Genomic DNA, 16,390 nt, shown 5'->3' with positions numbered 1-16,390 from the left:
TTCAGAACTGGTCGTCGAAACGCTTGGCCAGGTCTTCGATGTTTTCCGGCGGCCAGTCCACGACATCCATGCCAAGGTGCAAGCCCATGCCGGACAGCACTTCCTTGATCTCGTTCAGCGACTTGCGGCCGAAGTTCGGAGTGCGCAGCATCTCGGCTTCGGTCTTCTGGATCAGGTCGCCGATATAGACGATGTTGTCGTTCTTGAGGCAGTTCGCCGAACGCACCGACAGTTCCAGCTCGTCCACCTTCTTCAGCAGGCGCGGATCGAATTCCAGCCCGTCCTCGGCATCCGAGCGGGTGGCGGTTTCCGGCTCGTCGAAGTTGACGAAAACCGAAAGCTGGTCCTGGATGATGCGCGCGGCATAGGCCACGGCGTCTTCCGGGGTCAGCGAACCGTCGGTCTCGACCTTCATGGTCAGCTTGTCATAGTCCAGCACCTGTCCCTCGCGGGTCGGCGTGACTTCGTAGCTGACGCGCTTGACCGGCGAGAAGATGGCGTCGATCGGGATCAGGCCGATGGGCGCGTCCTCGGGACGGTTCTTGTCGGCGGCGACATAGCCCTTGCCGTTGGCGACGGCCAGTTCCATGTGCAGTTCCGCCCCCTCGTCGAGATGGCAGATGACATGGTCGCGGTTCAGGATGGTGATGCCCGCGGATTCCTGGATGTCGCCGGCCTTGACCTCGCCCGGACCCTTGGCCGAAAGCGTCAGGCGCTTGGGCGCATCGACATCCATCTTCAGCGTCACGCCCTTGAGGTTCAGGACGATGTCGGTCACGTCCTCGCGCACGCCGGGGACGGACGAGAACTCGTGCAGCACGTTGTCGATCTGGACCGAAGTGATGGCCGCGCCCTGAAGCGAGGACAGCAGCACCCGGCGCAGCGCATTGCCCAGCGTCAGGCCGAAGCCGCGTTCCAGCGGTTCCGCGACGACGGTGGCCACGCGGGACGAATCGGCGCCCGGCTTGATTTCAAGCTGGGTCGGCTTGATCAGTTCAGCCCAATTCTTGTGGATCATGCGTTTGCCTCCATACCAGTTTCCGACCCATGACCGATGGTCGGAAACGCCCGAGGTGAAATGCGAAAAGCGCGCCCCGCGCGGAAAGCCCGCGCGGAACGCGTCAAATTCTTGACCGATCAGACCCGGCGGCGTTTCGGCGGGCGGCAGCCGTTATGCGCGATCGGGGTCACGTCGCGGATCGCCGTGATGTTGAAGCCGACGGCGGCCAGCGCACGCAGCGCCGATTCGCGGCCCGAACCGGGACCCTGAACCTCGACCTCCAGCGTGCGGACGCCGTGTTCCTGCGCCTTCTTGCCGGCGTCTTCGGCGGCCATCTGCGCAGCATAGGGGGTCGACTTGCGCGAGCCCTTGAAGCCCATGGTGCCGGCCGACGACCAGGAGATCGCATTGCCCTGCACGTCCGAGATCAGGATCTTGGTGTTGTTGAAGGACGAGTTTACATGCGCCACGCCGGTGGCGATGTTCTTGCGTTCCTTGCGCTTGATACGGGTTTTATCGCGTGCCATGTCCGTTCCCCCTTACTTCTTCTTGCCGGCGATGGGCTTCGCCGGGCCCTTGCGGGTGCGGGCATTGGTGTGGGTACGCTGGCCGCGGACCGGCAGGCCGCGACGATGGCGCAGCCCGCGATAGGACCCCAGGTCCATCAGGCGCTTGATGTTCATCTGCGTCTCGCGGCGCAGGTCGCCTTCGACGGTCAGGTTCGCGTCGATATATTCGCGGATCTGCAGGACTTCGGCATCCGACAGTTCGTTCACGCGGCGGGTCGGCTCGATGCCGACGGCGGAGACGATCTCGTCGGCGAATTTCGAGCCGATCCCGTGGATATAGGTCAGTGCGATCGGGACGCGTTTCCCGGTCGGAATGTTGACGCCAGCAATACGAGCCACGCGTTTTTCCTTTTCCATGTTGCGGTTCCGTAGCGCCGGAACCTTTTTTCACAACCAAAGACCCGAAAGCCATGCCTTCGGGCCTTGAAGCGATCCCCGGAACATCCGGGTGATTCTCTTGCGAGATGCTGCGAATTAAGGGATTCGCAGCCCGAGGTCAAGCCTAGGCGGGGATCTTGTCCATCACCTTCGCGACCTGGGCCGCCACCTCGTCGATCTCGGCCAGGCCGTCGACCGGGTTCAGGTTGCCCTTGACATAGTAGTAACCGATCAGCGGCGAGGTCTTCTTGTAATATTCCATCAGCCGGGTCTTGAGGCTTTCCTCATTGTCATCGGCGCGCCGGCGCAGGTCGGTCGAGCCGCAGACGTCGCATTTGCCCGGCTCCTTCGTCGGCTTGGTCACGTCGTGATAGACCTCGCCGCAATTGCCGCAGGTGAAGCGGCCCGAGATACGCGACACCAGCGCGGCATCATCCACCCGCATCTCGATCACGGCGTCGATGCGCTGGTCCATCTCGGCCATCAGCGCCTGGAGCGCGTCGGCCTGCGCCAGCGTGCGCGGGAAACCGTCGAAGATGAAACCCTTGCCGCCCTGCCCCAGCTTTTCGCGGATCAGGCCGATGACGATCTCGTCCGTCACCAGCTCGCCCCGGTCCATCACCTCGGCCACGCGCTTGCCCATCTCGGTTCCCGAGCTGCGCGCCTCGCGCAGCATGTCGCCGGTCGAGAGCTGGACGAGACCGCGCTCGTCGATCAGACGCCGAGCCTGCGTGCCCTTGCCTGCGCCGGGCGGGCCCAGCAGAATGATGTTGATCGCCATGTCGTCGTCCCTCTCCTACCCTTATGGTGGGTTTCCCTCAGCGACGTGCCGGGGCCTTGCGGGGCTTGGCCGCCCCGGTCTTGCCACGCTTGCCGCGCAATTGCGATTTTTCGATCAAACCTTCGTATTGATGGGCGAGCAAGTGGCTTTGCACCTGGTTGATCGTGTCCATGACGACGCTGACCACGATCAGCACCGAGGTTCCGCCGAAGTAGAAGGGGATCGCCAGCTGGTCGCGGATGATCTCGGGCAGCAGGCAGACGAAGGCCAGGTAGGCCGAACCGATCACCAGCACCCGGGTCACCACATAGGTCAGGTAATCCTCGGTCCGCTTGCCCGGGCGGATGCCGGGAATGAAGCCGCCCTGGTTCTTCAGGTTCTCGGCCACGTCCTCGGTCTTGAAGCTGACGTTGTATGTGTAGAAATAGGTGAAGAACACGATCATCGCCGCGAAGAACAGCAGGTAGAGCGGCTGGCCGGGACCGAAATAGGCCAGGACCGTCGACATGATCGGGCCGGTCTGGTTGCCCGAGAAGGTCGAGATCGTCACCGGGAGGAGCAGCAGCGAACTGGCGAAGATCGCCGGGATCACCCCCGCCGGGTTCACCTTGATCGGCAGATGCGACGACTGGCCGTCATAGACCTTCATCCCGACCTGGCGGCGCGGATACTGGATATGGATCTTGCGCAGGGCGCGTTCCATGAACACCACGAAGGCGATCACCGCGGCGACCATGATCATCACGCCCAGGATCACCGGCGTCGAGACGGCGCCCGAACGGCCCTGGGCCAGGAATTGCGCCAGGTGGCCGGGGATCTCGGCCACGATGCCGACGAAGATGATCAGCGAGATGCCGTTGCCGATGCCGCGGGCGGTGATCTGCTCGCCCAGCCACATCAGGAACATGGTGCCGCCGACCAGCGTGATCACCACCGAGGCGCGGAAGAACATCCCCGGCTCATGCGCGAGGTTGCCGTGCTCCAGGCTGACGGCAAGGCCCCAGGCCTGGAACAGCGCCAGCGCCACCGTGCCGTAGCGGGTGTACTGGTTGATCTTCTTGCGGCCCTGCTCGCCCTCTTTCTTCATCTGCTCCAGCGCCGGGACCATCGAGGCCAGCAGCTGCACGATGATGGAGGCCGAGATATAGGGCATGATGCCGAGCGCAAAGACGCCCATCCGTCCCAGCGCGCCGCCGGTGAACATGGACAGGATGCCGCCGATGCCGGCCTGCGCCTGGTCCATGAAGTTGCGCAGCGCGGCGCCGTCGATGCCGGGCACCGGGATGTAGGTGCCGAGGCGGTAGATGATGAGAAGTCCGAGGGTGAACCAGATTCTCTGGCGCAGCTCGGTCGCCTTGCCGAGCGCGCCCCAGGAAAGGTTCGCGGCCATCTGTTCTGCGGCTGACGCCATGCTTCGTGCCCCTTCGTGGCAGCGCCGCCGGATCGTTTCCCGATCCCGCGGCGCCTGGAAAACTTGACAGCTATCTATGGGGCGCGGGCGCGCCCTTCAACAGCTTATTCGGCCGCGGCTGCTTCTTTGGCCGGGCGGCTGACGGTGATCTTGCCGCCGGCCTTCTCGATGGCCTCGACGGCGGCCTTCGACGCACCGGCCACGGACAGGTTCAGCGCAGCCTTGATCTCGCCCTTGGCCAGCACGCGCACGCCGTCCAGCTTGCGGCGGATGACGCCTGCGGCGACCAGAGCATCCTCGGTCACGTCGGCTTTCGCGTCCAGCTTGCCCGCGTCCACGAAGGCTTGCAGCTGGCCCAGGTTCACCACCGCGAATTCCAGGCGATTCGGCTTCGAGAAGCCGCGCTTGGGCAGGCGGCGATAAAGCGGCATCTGGCCGCCTTCATAGCCGTTCAGCGCCACGCCCGAACGCGAGGTCTGGCCCTTGATACCACGGCCGGCGGTCTTGCCTTTGCCCGAGCCGGGGCCGCGTGCAACGCGCTTTTTCTTGCGGTTGGCGCCGGGATTGTCGTGCAGTTCATGCAGTTTCATATCGCTTCTCCTTGGCCGGAAGCGCCCCATGAAGCGAAGGGGGCGGACACGGCATTTCTTGCTTGTTGAGTCGTCAGTATCCCAAGGGACACCGGCGGCTTCTACCGGCTGCGCCTCTCGGGGTCAAGCTGGCAAGGCCGGGCGGGCGGTGGCGTCAGAATTCCAGCCAGCTGCCCAGTCTCAGCGCCAGTTCGCCCTCGCCTGCTAACGGGGCGATCACGCCCAGTTCCAGCTTCGCCGGGCCGGCCAGATCGCGCACGGCCGAGACCGCCAGCTTGCCGGAAAGGCCGGTATCGTCGCGCTGCTCGAACCGGAACTGGTTGACCAGCATCAGCTTGTCCCGTGCATGCCAGCCCAGCGTCAGGTCCAGCTTGTGCGTGGTCTGGGGCATCAGATAGGTCGGATCCTCGTAGATCACGTCCGGCTCCTCGGGGTATTCCTGCCTCACGATGGCGAGTTTCGAGCGGCTTTCGACTACCAGCCAGCCGCCGCCGGGAATGCGGCGCAGCAGCGGAATGCTGTCGAACCCCCGGCCCCAGGCCGTGCCGAACTGCCCCATCGCGTGATAGCGCCCGTCGCGACGGATCGCACCAAGGCCCAGCGAAACCGCGCGACGGTTCGGCCCCTTCCCCGACAGCGCCCGCTGCCACCAAAGCATCAGGCTGCTTTCCCCGGCACTACCGTGGCCCAGGTCGAATCCGAGCGTGTTGCGGGCACTCAGCCCATATTCCCCGTAAACACTGGCATGGCTGTTCCCCGCCCGGTCCCGCTCGACCGAGAGCGTAGCGAAGAAGCCGCCGGGATCGCGAGCCCAAGGCCCGGCCAGCGCGCCCGAAGACAGCACCAACGCTGCCAGACAGCAGAGAATGCCGCGCATGTTCCGCCCCCATCCCTCGCCCCCGGTTCACGTCTGGTTAAAGGGAAACGGTTAGCAAAGCGTTAACTCGGCAAAGCAAAACGCCCCGGATCTCTCCGGGGCGTTCCGAAATCCTGCGAGGGGCTGAAATCAGCCGCGCTCTTCGATGATGACGGCCAGATGCGGGATCTTGGCGACCATGCCGCGCACGGCCGGAGTATCTTCCAGCTCGCGGGTGCGGTTCATCTTGTTCAGGCCCAAGCCCTTCAGCGTCTCGCGCTGGATGGCCGGACGACGGATCGGCGAGCCGATCTGCTTCACGACGATGGTTTTAGCCATATGCCTGTCTCCTTACGCTTCGACGGCGGCTTCGGCCGGCTTGTCGTTGGACGGCAGGATCTCGGCCACCTTCTTGCCGCGGCGCTGTGCGACGTTGCGGGGCGAGGCTTCCTTCTTGAGGCCGTCGATGGTGGCGCGGATCATGTTGTAGGGGTTTTGCGACCCCTGCGACTTGGCCACCACGTCCTGGACGCCCAGCATCTCGAACACGGCGCGCATCGGGCCGCCGGCGATGATGCCCGTGCCCGGAACGGCGGTGCGCATGATCACCTTGCCGGCGCCGTGACGCCCCTCGATGTCATGGTGCAGGGTGCGGCCGTCGCGCAGCGGCACGCGGATAAGGCTGCGCTTGGCCTGCTCGGTCGCCTTGCGGATCGCCTCGGGCACTTCCTTGGCCTTGCCCTTGCCGAAGCCGACGCGGCCACGCTGGTCGCCCACGACCACCAGAGCGGCAAAGCCGAAGCGCTTGCCGCCCTTGACGGTTTTCGACACGCGGTTGATCGCCACCAGACGATCGGCGAATTCCGGGGTTTCCTCGCGCTCTTCGCGGCGGCCCCGACGGTGTTCACGTTCTGCCATAAGGCATTTCCTCATACGCTGGCGCGCGCTTCGCGCCGTTAAAGCCGATCCAAGTGGGCCGCCGTCCAAGCGAACGGCCCCCGGATCATCGGGGTGGCGCAATGGCCACCCGCAATCGTCAGAACTTCAGGCCGCCCTCGCGGGCTGCATCGGCAAGCGCCTTGATCTTGCCGTGGAACAGGAAGCCGCCGCGGTCGAAGATCACCTCTTCGACGCCAGCCTTCTTCGCGCGTTCTGCAATGGCGGCGCCGATCTTGGCCGCCGCTTCGACGTTGTTCTTGCCGACGACGCCCAGATCCTTCTCGAGCGACGAGGCAGCGGCCAGGGTGACCCCCTTCACGTCGTCGATCACCTGGACGCTGATGTTCTTGGAAGAACGGTGGACGGAAAGCCGCGGACGACCGTCCGAGATCTTCCGCAACTTGTTCCGCACGCGCAGGCGGCGCTTCTGGAACAGCTCTCTTTTGTTCAGTGCCATTTTTGCGCCCCTTACTTCTTCTTGCCTTCCTTGCGGAAGACGACCTCACCCTTGTAGCGGATGCCCTTGCCCTTGTAGGGCTCGGGGCGGCGCCACTCGCGGATGTTCGCGGCGACCTGGCCGACCAGCTGCTGGTCGATGCCTTCCACCACGATCTCGGTCTGTTTCGGAGCCGAGATGGTCACGCCTTCCGGCGTTTCGAAGTTCACGTCATGCGAATAACCCAGCGCGAGCTTCAGGGTCTTGCCCTGCATCTGGGCGCGGTAGCCGACGCCCTGGATCTCCAGCTCTTTCTTGAAGCCTTCGCTGACGCCGACGGTCAGGTTCTCGACCATCGAGCGGGTCATGCCCCATTGCTGACGGGCGCGTTTCGACAGGCCGCGCGGGGTCACCTTGACGGCGCCCTCCTCGATGGCCAGCGTCACGTCGTCGGTCGCAGTAAAGCTGCGGGTGCCTTTCGGACCCTTGACCTCGATGGTCTGGCCCTTGATCTCCGCGGTCACGCCCTTGGGGAGGGCGACCGGCTTTTTACCAATCCGAGACATCTCTGCCCTCCTTAGAACACGGTGCAGAGGACTTCGCCGCCGACATTGGCGCTGCGAGCCGCTGCATCAGACATGACGCCCTTCGGCGTCGAGACGATGGAGACGCCGAGGCCGTTGCGGACCTGCGGCAGTTCCTTGGCGCCGGCATAGACGCGGCGGCCAGGCTTGGACACGCGGGCCAGTTCACGGATGACCGGAGTGCCTTCGTAATACTTCAGGCTGATTTCCAGTTCCTTGTGACCGGCTTCGGTCGTCACTTCTTCATAGCCGCGGATGTAGCCTTCGGCTTTCAGCACGTCCAAAACCCAAGCACGCAGCTTGGAGCCCGGCGTACGGACGGTCGACTTGCCGCGCATCTGAGCGTTGCGGATGCGGGTCAGCATATCGCCGAGCGGATCGTTCATCGACATATTGCCCCCTTACCAGCTCGATTTGACCATGCCGGGGATCTGGCCGAACGAGCCGAGCTCGCGCAGCATGATCCGCGACAGTTTCAGTTTACGGTAATACGCGTGCGGACGGCCGGTCAGTTGGCACCGGTTGTGCAGACGCGTGGCCGAAGAGTTGCGCGGCAGTTCAGCCAGTTTCAGGCTGGCCTTGAAGCGCTCTTCCATCGGCAGGGACTGATCGTGAATGATCTCGTTCAGCGCGGCGCGCTTGGCGGCGTATTTCTGAACCAGACGTTCGCGCTTCTTCTCGCGCTCGACCATGGATTTCTTAGCCATATCTTCTTCCCTCCGCGATCAGCTGTTGAACGGCATGTTGAATGCCTTCAGCAGCGACTTCGCTTCCGCGTCGGTCCGCGCGGTGGTGCAGATGATGATGTCCATCCCCAGAACTTCGTCGACCTTGTCGAAGTTGATTTCCGGGAACACGATATGCTCCTTCAGGCCCATGGCATAGTTGCCGCGGCCGTCGAAAGCCGAGCCCTTCACGCCGCGGAAGTCGCGGACGCGGGGCAGCGCGATGTTGATCAGGCGATCCAGGAACTCATACATCCGGTCGCCGCGCAGGGTGACCTTGCAGCCCAGCGGCATCTCTTCACGGACGCGGAAGCCGGCGATCGACTTCTTGGCCTTGGTGATGACGGCCTTCTGACCCGCGATCAGCGAAAGCTCCTCGGCGCCCTGCTTGACCTTCTTGGTGTCCTTGACGGCCTCGCCGATGCCCATGTTCAGGACGATCTTGTCCAGGCGCGGGATCTGCATGTCGTTCTTGTAGCCGAACTCTTCTTTCAGCGCGGCGCGGATCGTCTCGCGAAACTGCGCTTTCAGACGCGGCGTATAGGTGGCTTGGTCCAGCATCAGATCACGTCTCCCGTGGTCTTGGCGAAACGGACCTTCTTGCCGTCTTCCTCACGGAAGCCGACGCGGGTCGCTTTGCCGTTCTTGTCCAGCAGCGCGAGGTTCGACAGGTCGATCGGCATGGCCTTCGCCACGCGGCCGCCCTGGCTCGTCTGGGTCTGGCGCTGGTGACGGATGGCGATGTTGATGCCATCGACCACGGCCTTGTTCTCTTTCGGGAACACGGCAGAGATCTCGCCCTGCTTGCCCTTGTCCTTGCCGGTCAGCACGACGACCTTGTCGCCCTTCTTGAGCTTCGCAGCCATCACAGCACCTCCGGCGCAAGCGAGATGATCTTCATGAAGTTCTTGGCCCGCAGCTCGCGCACGACCGGCCCGAAGATACGGGTGCCGACGGGTTCGCCCTGGTTGTTCAGGATGACGGCGGCGTTGCGGTCGAAGCGGATCGAGGTGCCGTCCTCGCGCTTCACTTCTTTCGCGGTGCGCACGACGACGGCCTTGCGGACGTCGCCCTTCTTCACGCGACCGCGCGGAATGGCTTCCTTGACGGAGACGACGATGATGTCGCCCACCGACGCATAGCGACGGTGCGAACCACCCAGAACCTTGATGCACTGCACCCGGCGTGCGCCGGAGTTGTCAGCGACATCCAGATTGGTCTGCATCTGGATCATTTGGTTACTCCCGACCTTTGGGGACCGGCAGCACCGGCCCCAGGGTATCGATTAAACTGGGCCTCAGGCCGAAACTTCAGCAGTTTCGGTCAGGACGGTCCAGCGTTTGGTCTTCGAGATCGGCGCGCATTCGACGATGCGAACGGTGTCACCGACCTTGAACTGGTTATCCGCGTCATGGGCGCGGTATTTCTTGGACGAACGCACGGTCTTGTGCAGCAGCGGATGCTTGAAGCGACGCTCGACCAGAACGGTGACGGTCTGTTCGTTCTTGTCGCTGACGACCTTGCCTTGCAGGATGCGTTTGGGCATGGACCGGGCTCCTTAGTTCGACGCCGCGGCTTCCGCCGCTTTCTGGTTCAGAATGGTTTTCACACGGGCCACGTCGCGGCGGACGGTGCGCATGCGGGCGGTCGATTCGAGCTGGCCGGTGGCCTGCTGGAAGCGCAGGTTGAACGCTTCCTTCTTCAGCGCGAGCAGCTGTTCTTTCAGCTGATCAGGCGTCTTGTCTTTCAGTTCCTGCGCTTTCATGCGCCTCTTCCTTTCAACATCACCGGAGAGCCCCTGCCATGCAGGGCCACCCTGATTCCGGTGGAGTTTCATGTGAAGGCTTGCCCATACAGGCTTGCCCGGCTTTTGGCAACCCCGATTGTCCCGAGGCGCCGCAAATGCAGCGCCCCGCCACTTTCGCGGCGGGGCGCAATCTGGAAGCGGTGGCGATTACCAGTCTTCGCGCGCGACGATGCGGGTCAGCACCGGCAGCTTCTGCGCGCCCAGGCGCAGCGCTTCGCGGGCGATGGTGTCGTTCACCCCGTCGATCTCGAACATGATCCGGCCGGGATGGACGCGGGCGGCCCAGTAATCCACCGAACCCTTGCCCTTACCCATCCGCACTTCGGTCGGCTTCGAGGAAACCGGCACGTCCGGGAAAATCCGGATCCAGACCCGGCCCTGACGCTTCATGTGGCGGGTGATCGCACGGCGGGCAGCTTCGATCTGGCGCGCGGTGACGCGCTCGGGTTCGATGGCCTTCAGCGCGTAGGAGCCGAAGTTCAGGTTGAACCCGCCCTTGGCTTCGCCATGGATGCGGCCCTTGTGCTGTTTGCGGAACTTGGTCCGTTTCGGTTGCAGCATTGCTTCTTCTCCTTAGCGCGCGTCGCGGTCGCGATCACGGCGCGGGCCGCGGGGCGACGGGCCGTCCTGCGCTTCGGTGGCGCGGCGGTCGCGGGCCTGCGGATCGTGCTCCATGATCTCGCCCTTGAAGATCCAGACCTTCACGCCGATGATCCCGTAGGGGGTCGAGGCCTCCGACAGCGCATAGTCGATGTCGGCGCGCAGCGTGTGCAGCGGCACCCGGCCCTCGCGATACCATTCGGTGCGGGCGATCTCGGCGCCGCCAAGGCGGCCCGACACGTTCACCCGGATGCCCAGGGCACCCATGCGCATGGCGTTCTGCACCGCACGCTTCATGGCGCGGCGGAACGACACCCGGCGCTCGAGCTGCTGGGCGATCGACTCGGCCACCAGCTGGGCGTCCAGTTCGGGCTTGCGAACCTCGACGATGTTGAGGTGCAGTTCCGAGCCGGTGAAGTTCGCCAGCTTCTTGCGCAGGGTCTCGATATCGGCGCCTTTCTTGCCGATGATGACACCCGGGCGCGCGGCATAGATCGTCACGCGGCATTTCTTGTGCGGACGCTCGATCACGACGCGGCTGACGCCGGCCTGCTTCGCTTCCTTCTTGATGAAGTCGCGGATCTTCAGGTCTTCCAGCAGCAGATTGCCGTAGTCCTTGTCATCCGCATACCAGCGGCTGTCCCAGGTGCGGTTGACCTGGAGACGCATCCCGATGGGGTTTACCTTCTGACCCATTACGCGCGCTCCTCGACCTGACGCACCTTGATGGTGATTTCCGAAAACGGCTTCATGATCTTGCCGTAACGACCACGGGCGCGCGGACGGCCACGCTTCATGACCAGGTTCTTGCCGACCCAGGCCTCTGCGACAATCAGGTTGTCCACGTCGAGGTTATGGTTGTTCTCGGCATTGGCGATGGCCGATTGCAGGCATTTCTTGACATCGCCCGCAATGCGCTTGGACGAGAAGGTCAGGTCGGCCAGGGCCTTGTCCACCTTCTTGCCGCGGATCATCGCCGCAACCAGGTTCAGCTTCTGCGGCGAGGTGCGAAGCATCTTGGTCTTCGCAAACGCCTCGTTCTCCGCCACGCGGCGCGGATTCTGTTCCTTACCCATGACGCTTACTTCCTTTTCGCTTTCTTGTCGGCGGCGTGACCGTAATAGGTCCGCGTCGGCGAATATTCACCGAACTTCTGGCCGATCATCTCCTCGGTCACCGAGACCGGGATGTGTTTCTGGCCGTTATAGACGCCAAAGGTCAGGCCGACGAATTGCGGCAGGATGGTCGAACGACGCGACCAGATCTTGATGACGTCCGACTTGCCGGACTCGCGGGCTTTCTCGGCCTTGCGAAGCACATAGGCGTCGACAAAGGGGCCCTTCCAAACAGAACGTGCCATGGATCAACGCCCCTTCTTCTTCGCGTGACGCGACCGCAAGATATACTTGTCGGTCGATTTGTTCGAGCGGGTCCTGGTGCCCTTGGTGCCTTTGCCCCAGGGGGTGACCGGGTGACGGCCGCCCGAAGTCCGACCCTCACCACCGCCATGCGGGTGGTCGATCGGGTTCATGGCGACACCGCGCACGCTCGGGCGGATGCCCTTGTGACGGTTGCGACCAGCCTTGCCGAAGTTCTGGTTCGAGTGGTCCGAGTTCGACACGGCGCCGATGGTAGCCATGCATTCCTGGCGGACCAGGCGCAGCTCGCCCGAAGACAGGCGGATCTGGGCATAGCCGCCGTCACGACCGACGAACTGGGCATAGGTGCCGGCCGAGCGGGCGATCTGGCCGCCCTTGCCGGGCTTCAGCTCGACGTTGTGGACGATGGTGCCGATCGGCATGCCGCTGAAGGGCATGGCGTTGCCGGGCTTCACGTCGACCTTGGCGCCGGCGATCACCTTGTCGCCCACCGCCAGACGCTGCGGGGCCAGGATATAGGCCTGCTCGCCGTCTTCGTATTTGATCAGCGCGATGAAGGCGGTGCGGTTGGGATCGTATTCGATCCGCTCGACCGTCGCCGAAACATCGAACTTGGTGCGTTTGAAATCGACGATGCGATAGAGACGCTTCGCCCCGCCGCCCTTGCGGCGCATCGTGATCCGTCCGGTGTTGTTCCGGCCGCCGTTCTTGGTCAGCCCCTCGGTGAGGGATTTGACCGGGCGCCCTTTCCAAAGCTCCGAACGGTCGATCAGAACCAGCCCCCGCTGGCCAGGCGTCGTCGGCTTATACGACTTGAGTGCCATGCTTTCTGTCTTCCGTTGCTTTGGACCTGAGGTGGTCCGTTTCAGTCAAAAGGCGACGGCCCCGCTGCCGGGGCCGTCGATTCGTCGGCTTCTTATCAGAGGCCGGTCGAGACGTCGATGCTGTTGCCAGCTTCCAGCGTCACATAGGCCTTCTTCACGTCCGAACGGACGCCGGGGCGGCCGCGGAAACGCTTGGTCTTGCCCTTGGTGATGGTGGTGTTGACCGCCTTCACCTTGACGTTGAACAGGGCCTCGACGGCCTGCTTGATCGCCGGCTTGCTCGAATCCTTGGCCACTTCGAAGACATAGGCGTTGGCATCGGAAACCAGCGTCGCCTTCTCGGTGATGATCGGCTTGACGATCACGTCGTAATGTTCGGGTTTCACGCTCATTTCAGGCGAGCCTCCAGAGCTTCGACACCGGCGCGGGTCAGCACGAGCGTGTCCCGGCGCAGGATGTCATAGACGTTGGCACCCATCGAAGGCAGCACGTCGACGCCTTCCAGGTTGCGGGCGGCACGGGCGAAGTTCTCATTCACCTCGGCGCCGTCGATCACCAGGACCCGCTTCCAGCCGTTTTCCTTGACCGCCTTGGCGACGGCCGCGGTCTTGGCTTCCGCGATGTTCAGGCTGTCCACGACGACCAGTTCACCCGCGGCGGCCTTGGCCGACAGCGCATGCTTCAGGCCGAGCGCGCGGACCTTCTTGGGCAGGTCGAAGGCGTGCGAGCGCGGGGTCGGGCCCTTGTAGACGCCGCCGTGACGGAAGATCGGAGCCTTGCGGCTGCCGTGACGGGCGCCGCCGGTGCCTTTCTGGCGATAGATCTTCTTGGTCGAGTAGCTGACATCCGACTTGCCCAGCACCGAATGGGTGCCCGCCTGCGCCTTCGCACGCTGCCAGCGCACGACGCGATGCAGGAGGTCCGCACGCGGCTCGAGCCCGAAGATGTCATCGCTCAGGTCGATGTCCCCGGCCTTGCCGGCATCGAGCGTGATAACGTCGAGTTTCATCAGTTGTCTCCTTCGGGCGCGGCGGCCTCGGCAGGGGCGGCAGCCTCGGCCTGGACAGCTTTCGAACGGGTCGCAGCCGGGAAAACGGTGCTTTCGGCCAGCGGCTTCTTCACGGCGTCCTTGATGGTGACCCAGCCGCCTTTCGAACCCGGGACCGAACCCTTGACCATGATCAGGCCACGCTCGGCATCGGTCTTGACGACCTGCAGGTTCTGGGTGGTGACGCGCACCGCACCCAGGTGACCCGCCATCTTCTTGCCCTTGAACACCTTGCCGGGATCCTGGCACTGGCCGGTCGAGCCGTGCGAGCGGTGGCTGATCGACACGCCGTGCGAGGCGCGCAGACCGCCGAAGTTGTGCCGCTTCATCGCACCGGCAAAGCCTTTACCGATCGAGGTGCCGGCGATGTCGACATACTGGCCTTCGAAGTAATGGTCGGCGACGATTTCCTCGCCCACTTCGACCAGGTTCTCGGGCGAGACGCGGAATTCCGCGATCTTGCGCTTGGGCGCGACATTCGCCTTGGCGAAATGGCCACGCAGCGCGGCGGTCGTGCGCTTGGCTTTCGCCTCGCCCGCGCCGAGCTGCAGCGCCACATAGCCGTCTTGCTCGGCGGTGCGCTGAGCGATGACCTGCACGTTGTCGACGTGCAGAACGGTGACGGGCACCTGACGCCCGTCTTCCAGGAACAGCCGGGTCATGCCCAGCTTCTTGGCGATAACACCAGTCCGCAGCATGATAGCCTCCTTACACCTTGATCTCGACATCCACGCCGGCGGCGAGGTCGAGCTTCATCAGGGCGTCAACGGTCTGGGGGGTCGGATCGACGATGTCCAGCAGGCGCTTGTGCGTGCGGATTTCCCACTGGTCGCGGGATTTCTTGTCGATATGCGGACCGCGCAGAACGGTGAATTTCTCGATCTTGTTGGGCAGCGGAATCGGGCCGCGGACCTGCGCGCCGGTGCGCTTGGCGGTGTTCACGATTTCCTGCGTGCTGGCATCCAGGACGCGGTAATCGAACGCCTTCAACCGGATGCGGATATTCTGGCTTTGCATTCTCATCCCTCTTGCGGGGAATTCAAGTTGAGAGGCTGACGACACACCACGCACCGCCAGCGTCGAACCGTATAAACAAGAGCAGGCCGCCCCATGATATGGCGGCCCGGCACAAGGCAACCGATTCTGGAAAGATCGGCAGCGATGCGGCTACATGCACGAGCAGGCCCGGCACGTCAAGGGGGTCTGGCCTCCTTGCCTTGATCTCTGCCGCCACGCGGCGCAGCATCCGGCCTACCCATTTGTTCTGGAGAATTGTCCAGATGACGATCGTCGTTGTTTTGTTCGTTGCCCTTTTGGTCTGCGCCGTCGTTGCCGCCGCATACCTGACCACCGTCATCCCGCTTTTCGGACTGCCCGTCGCCTCGGGCTGGAGCGACCTGTCCGGCGCCTTCACCACCGCCGCGGCCATCTTTACCGGCATCACCCTGATCGGCGTGGTGTTCAGCCTGCGCCATCAAGCGCTTGATGGCGCCAAGCAGCGCCATGCATTGGAGCAGTCGCTGGCGGCGCAAAAGGATGCCCTTCATCATCTCTCCACCGCGGCCCGGGCACTCAAGGATCAGGTGGCCTCGCTGGAGCGCCGGGCGGACGCCGCGGAAACGCAACTGGCCCTGCAACTGGATGAACGCAGGATCGCCCGCTTGCGGGAACTACGGAACCGTTTCCTGAATGCCGGCAAGCCGGGCGAGGCCAGCATTGCGGAGCTTCAACCCTCGTCCGAACTGGCGCAAGACGATGTGCGCCGGCTCATCCCCGATGATTGGAGCGCCGGTCTCCGACTCCTGCTCCGAACGCTGCACGCCATGATCCGGACCGGAGGCAAGGACAGCGATATCGGCCGAGAGGCGGAAGCGATCGTGGAGGAACTGAGGGAGCGCATCAGCAAGCAGGAGAAAGTGGCTCTGTTTCTTGCCGAACTGCCGATGAGAGCACCAACGGGATATGGGGGCAGCCAACTGGCGCGGCTGTTGCGGCACTTCCAGCTTTTTCCCTATATCGAGAACCGCGATGAATGCCTTGAGCGGTTCCTGATGATGCATCGCGTCGGCGAGCCGGACTGAGATCTGCCAACGGCAAGGGCCGCTCCTTTTGGAGCGGCCCTGTCATCGCGATATCCCTTGCGGGATCACCGGATGGTCCCCGGCGGGGCCGCGGCCTTGGGCCGCCGCCCCTGACGGATCACTTCAGGATCTTCGACACGGAGCTTGCAGCGCGTCTCGGGACCCTTCCGTGATCCTGACGGATCACTTCAGGATCTTCGACACCACGCCGGCGCCGACCGTGCGGCCGCCCTCGCGGATCGCGAAGCGCAGCTTCTCTTCCATCGCGATCGGAGCGATCAGCTCCACCTCGAACTTCAGGTTGTCGCCAGGCATCACCATCTCGGTGCCTTCCGGCAGCTTCACCGTCCCGGTCACGTCCGTCGTCCGGAAGTAGAACTGC

The 16,390-nt window shown here is 63.8% G+C and carries 29 protein-coding genes; 1 reads left to right on the top strand and 28 read right to left on the bottom strand.

Going from position 1 to position 16,390, the window contains the following annotated elements:
• Window position 1 precedes the first annotated feature (1 nt).
• The 27 genes from BLT64_RS13610 to rpsJ form a co-directional block, all read right to left on the bottom strand.
• A complete protein-coding gene (locus BLT64_RS13610; RefSeq protein ID WP_011747124.1) occupies window positions 2-1,018 on the bottom strand; it encodes a DNA-directed RNA polymerase subunit alpha in 1,017 nt (338 codons plus the stop codon).
• A gap of 119 nt (window positions 1,019-1,137) precedes the next feature.
• The gene (gene rpsK, locus BLT64_RS13605; protein WP_011747123.1) at window positions 1,138-1,527 is read right to left on the bottom strand and encodes a 30S ribosomal protein S11; all 390 of its coding nucleotides are present in this window, start codon (window positions 1,525-1,527) and stop codon (window positions 1,138-1,140) included.
• Window positions 1,528-1,539: 12 nt separating this feature from the next.
• Window positions 1,540-1,908: a 30S ribosomal protein S13 gene (gene rpsM / locus BLT64_RS13600; RefSeq protein WP_011747122.1), complete on the bottom strand. Its 369-nt coding sequence runs from the start codon at window positions 1,906-1,908 to the stop codon at window positions 1,540-1,542.
• A 163-nt stretch (window positions 1,909-2,071) separates the two neighbouring features.
• A complete protein-coding gene (locus BLT64_RS13595) occupies window positions 2,072-2,728 on the bottom strand; it encodes an adenylate kinase (protein ID WP_011747121.1) in 657 nt (218 codons plus the stop codon).
• Between the two features lie 37 nt (window positions 2,729-2,765).
• Entirely contained in the window at window positions 2,766-4,139 is a 1,374-nt protein-coding gene (gene secY, locus BLT64_RS13590) for a preprotein translocase subunit SecY (RefSeq protein ID WP_011747120.1), read from the bottom strand.
• 104 nt (window positions 4,140-4,243) lie between these two features.
• Window positions 4,244-4,729 (bottom strand): 50S ribosomal protein L15, encoded by a 486-nt coding sequence (gene rplO / locus BLT64_RS13585; protein ID WP_011747119.1) that lies wholly within the window; start codon window positions 4,727-4,729, stop codon window positions 4,244-4,246.
• Between the two features lie 154 nt (window positions 4,730-4,883).
• Window positions 4,884-5,606: a hypothetical protein gene (locus tag BLT64_RS13580; protein ID WP_011747118.1), complete on the bottom strand. Its 723-nt coding sequence runs from the start codon at window positions 5,604-5,606 to the stop codon at window positions 4,884-4,886.
• 129 nt (window positions 5,607-5,735) lie between these two features.
• Window positions 5,736-5,924 carry a 50S ribosomal protein L30 gene (gene rpmD, locus BLT64_RS13575; RefSeq protein ID WP_011747117.1) on the bottom strand — a complete coding sequence of 63 codons (189 nt, stop codon included), beginning with the start codon at window positions 5,922-5,924 and terminating at the stop codon, window positions 5,736-5,738.
• Between the two features lie 12 nt (window positions 5,925-5,936).
• Entirely contained in the window at window positions 5,937-6,503 is a 567-nt protein-coding gene (gene rpsE, locus BLT64_RS13570) for a 30S ribosomal protein S5 (protein WP_011747116.1), read from the bottom strand.
• Window positions 6,504-6,621: 118 nt separating this feature from the next.
• The gene (rplR, locus tag BLT64_RS13565; protein WP_011747115.1) at window positions 6,622-6,981 is read right to left on the bottom strand and encodes a 50S ribosomal protein L18; all 360 of its coding nucleotides are present in this window, start codon (window positions 6,979-6,981) and stop codon (window positions 6,622-6,624) included.
• An 11-nt stretch (window positions 6,982-6,992) separates the two neighbouring features.
• Window positions 6,993-7,526 carry a 50S ribosomal protein L6 gene (rplF, locus tag BLT64_RS13560; RefSeq protein ID WP_011747114.1) on the bottom strand — a complete coding sequence of 178 codons (534 nt, stop codon included), beginning with the start codon at window positions 7,524-7,526 and terminating at the stop codon, window positions 6,993-6,995.
• Window positions 7,527-7,537: 11 nt separating this feature from the next.
• A complete protein-coding gene (gene rpsH, locus BLT64_RS13555; protein WP_011747113.1) occupies window positions 7,538-7,936 on the bottom strand; it encodes a 30S ribosomal protein S8 in 399 nt (132 codons plus the stop codon).
• Between the two features lie 9 nt (window positions 7,937-7,945).
• Window positions 7,946-8,251 carry a 30S ribosomal protein S14 gene (rpsN, locus tag BLT64_RS13550; RefSeq protein WP_011747112.1) on the bottom strand — a complete coding sequence of 102 codons (306 nt, stop codon included), beginning with the start codon at window positions 8,249-8,251 and terminating at the stop codon, window positions 7,946-7,948.
• A gap of 18 nt (window positions 8,252-8,269) precedes the next feature.
• Window positions 8,270-8,830, bottom strand: a complete 561-nt coding sequence (rplE, locus tag BLT64_RS13545; RefSeq protein ID WP_011747111.1) for a 50S ribosomal protein L5 — start codon at window positions 8,828-8,830, stop codon at window positions 8,270-8,272.
• The gene (rplX, locus tag BLT64_RS13540; RefSeq protein WP_011747110.1) at window positions 8,830-9,135 is read right to left on the bottom strand and encodes a 50S ribosomal protein L24; all 306 of its coding nucleotides are present in this window, start codon (window positions 9,133-9,135) and stop codon (window positions 8,830-8,832) included. The genes rplE and rplX overlap by 1 nt, the downstream gene beginning before the upstream one ends.
• Window positions 9,135-9,503: a 50S ribosomal protein L14 gene (gene rplN / locus BLT64_RS13535; protein ID WP_010400243.1), complete on the bottom strand. Its 369-nt coding sequence runs from the start codon at window positions 9,501-9,503 to the stop codon at window positions 9,135-9,137. The genes rplX and rplN overlap by 1 nt, the downstream gene beginning before the upstream one ends.
• Before the next feature lie 63 nt (window positions 9,504-9,566).
• Entirely contained in the window at window positions 9,567-9,815 is a 249-nt protein-coding gene (gene rpsQ / locus BLT64_RS13530; RefSeq protein ID WP_011747109.1) for a 30S ribosomal protein S17, read from the bottom strand.
• Window positions 9,816-9,827: 12 nt separating this feature from the next.
• Complete coding sequence (gene rpmC / locus BLT64_RS13525) at window positions 9,828-10,034, bottom strand: 50S ribosomal protein L29 (RefSeq protein ID WP_041529773.1); 207 nt, start codon at window positions 10,032-10,034, stop codon at window positions 9,828-9,830.
• 189 nt (window positions 10,035-10,223) lie between these two features.
• Entirely contained in the window at window positions 10,224-10,637 is a 414-nt protein-coding gene (gene rplP, locus BLT64_RS13520) for a 50S ribosomal protein L16 (protein ID WP_011747107.1), read from the bottom strand.
• Window positions 10,638-10,649: 12 nt separating this feature from the next.
• Window positions 10,650-11,372, bottom strand: coding sequence for a 30S ribosomal protein S3 (gene rpsC, locus BLT64_RS13515; RefSeq protein WP_011747106.1), 723 nt, complete (start codon window positions 11,370-11,372; stop codon window positions 10,650-10,652).
• Window positions 11,372-11,752, bottom strand: a complete 381-nt coding sequence (gene rplV / locus BLT64_RS13510; RefSeq protein ID WP_011747105.1) for a 50S ribosomal protein L22 — start codon at window positions 11,750-11,752, stop codon at window positions 11,372-11,374. The genes rpsC and rplV overlap by 1 nt, the downstream gene beginning before the upstream one ends.
• Window positions 11,753-11,757: 5 nt before the next feature.
• Window positions 11,758-12,036, bottom strand: coding sequence for a 30S ribosomal protein S19 (rpsS, locus tag BLT64_RS13505; RefSeq protein ID WP_010400236.1), 279 nt, complete (start codon window positions 12,034-12,036; stop codon window positions 11,758-11,760).
• Window positions 12,037-12,039: 3 nt separating this feature from the next.
• On the bottom strand, window positions 12,040-12,879 hold the full coding sequence (gene rplB / locus BLT64_RS13500) for a 50S ribosomal protein L2 (RefSeq protein WP_011747104.1): 840 nt from the start codon (window positions 12,877-12,879) through the stop codon (window positions 12,040-12,042).
• 95 nt (window positions 12,880-12,974) lie between these two features.
• Window positions 12,975-13,271, bottom strand: a complete 297-nt coding sequence (locus tag BLT64_RS13495) for a 50S ribosomal protein L23 (RefSeq protein WP_011747103.1) — start codon at window positions 13,269-13,271, stop codon at window positions 12,975-12,977.
• The gene (rplD, locus tag BLT64_RS13490) at window positions 13,268-13,888 is read right to left on the bottom strand and encodes a 50S ribosomal protein L4 (RefSeq protein ID WP_011747102.1); all 621 of its coding nucleotides are present in this window, start codon (window positions 13,886-13,888) and stop codon (window positions 13,268-13,270) included. Before rplD ends, BLT64_RS13495 begins: the two co-directional genes overlap by 4 nt.
• Window positions 13,888-14,625 (bottom strand): 50S ribosomal protein L3, encoded by a 738-nt coding sequence (gene rplC, locus BLT64_RS13485; protein ID WP_011747101.1) that lies wholly within the window; start codon window positions 14,623-14,625, stop codon window positions 13,888-13,890. Before rplC ends, rplD begins: the two co-directional genes overlap by 1 nt.
• Before the next feature lie 10 nt (window positions 14,626-14,635).
• Entirely contained in the window at window positions 14,636-14,944 is a 309-nt protein-coding gene (gene rpsJ, locus BLT64_RS13480) for a 30S ribosomal protein S10 (RefSeq protein ID WP_010400227.1), read from the bottom strand.
• Window positions 14,945-15,207: 263 nt separating this feature from the next.
• Between rpsJ and BLT64_RS13475 the strand changes: the two genes are divergently transcribed.
• Window positions 15,208-16,008 (top strand): hypothetical protein, encoded by an 801-nt coding sequence (locus BLT64_RS13475; protein WP_011747100.1) that lies wholly within the window; start codon window positions 15,208-15,210, stop codon window positions 16,006-16,008.
• A gap of 183 nt (window positions 16,009-16,191) precedes the next feature.
• On the opposite strand, the gene BLT64_RS13470 is transcribed toward BLT64_RS13475, so the two are convergent.
• On the bottom strand, window positions 16,192-16,390 hold a 199-nt coding region (locus BLT64_RS13470; RefSeq protein WP_496559547.1), incomplete at its 5' end, for an EF-Tu C-terminal domain-related protein.

The organism is Paracoccus denitrificans, from assembly GCF_900100045.1.
Classification (GTDB): domain Bacteria; phylum Pseudomonadota; class Alphaproteobacteria; order Rhodobacterales; family Rhodobacteraceae; genus Paracoccus; species Paracoccus denitrificans.
The sequence above is the reverse complement of the archived record's forward strand: the minus strand, read 5'-3'. Positions and strand labels throughout refer to the sequence as shown.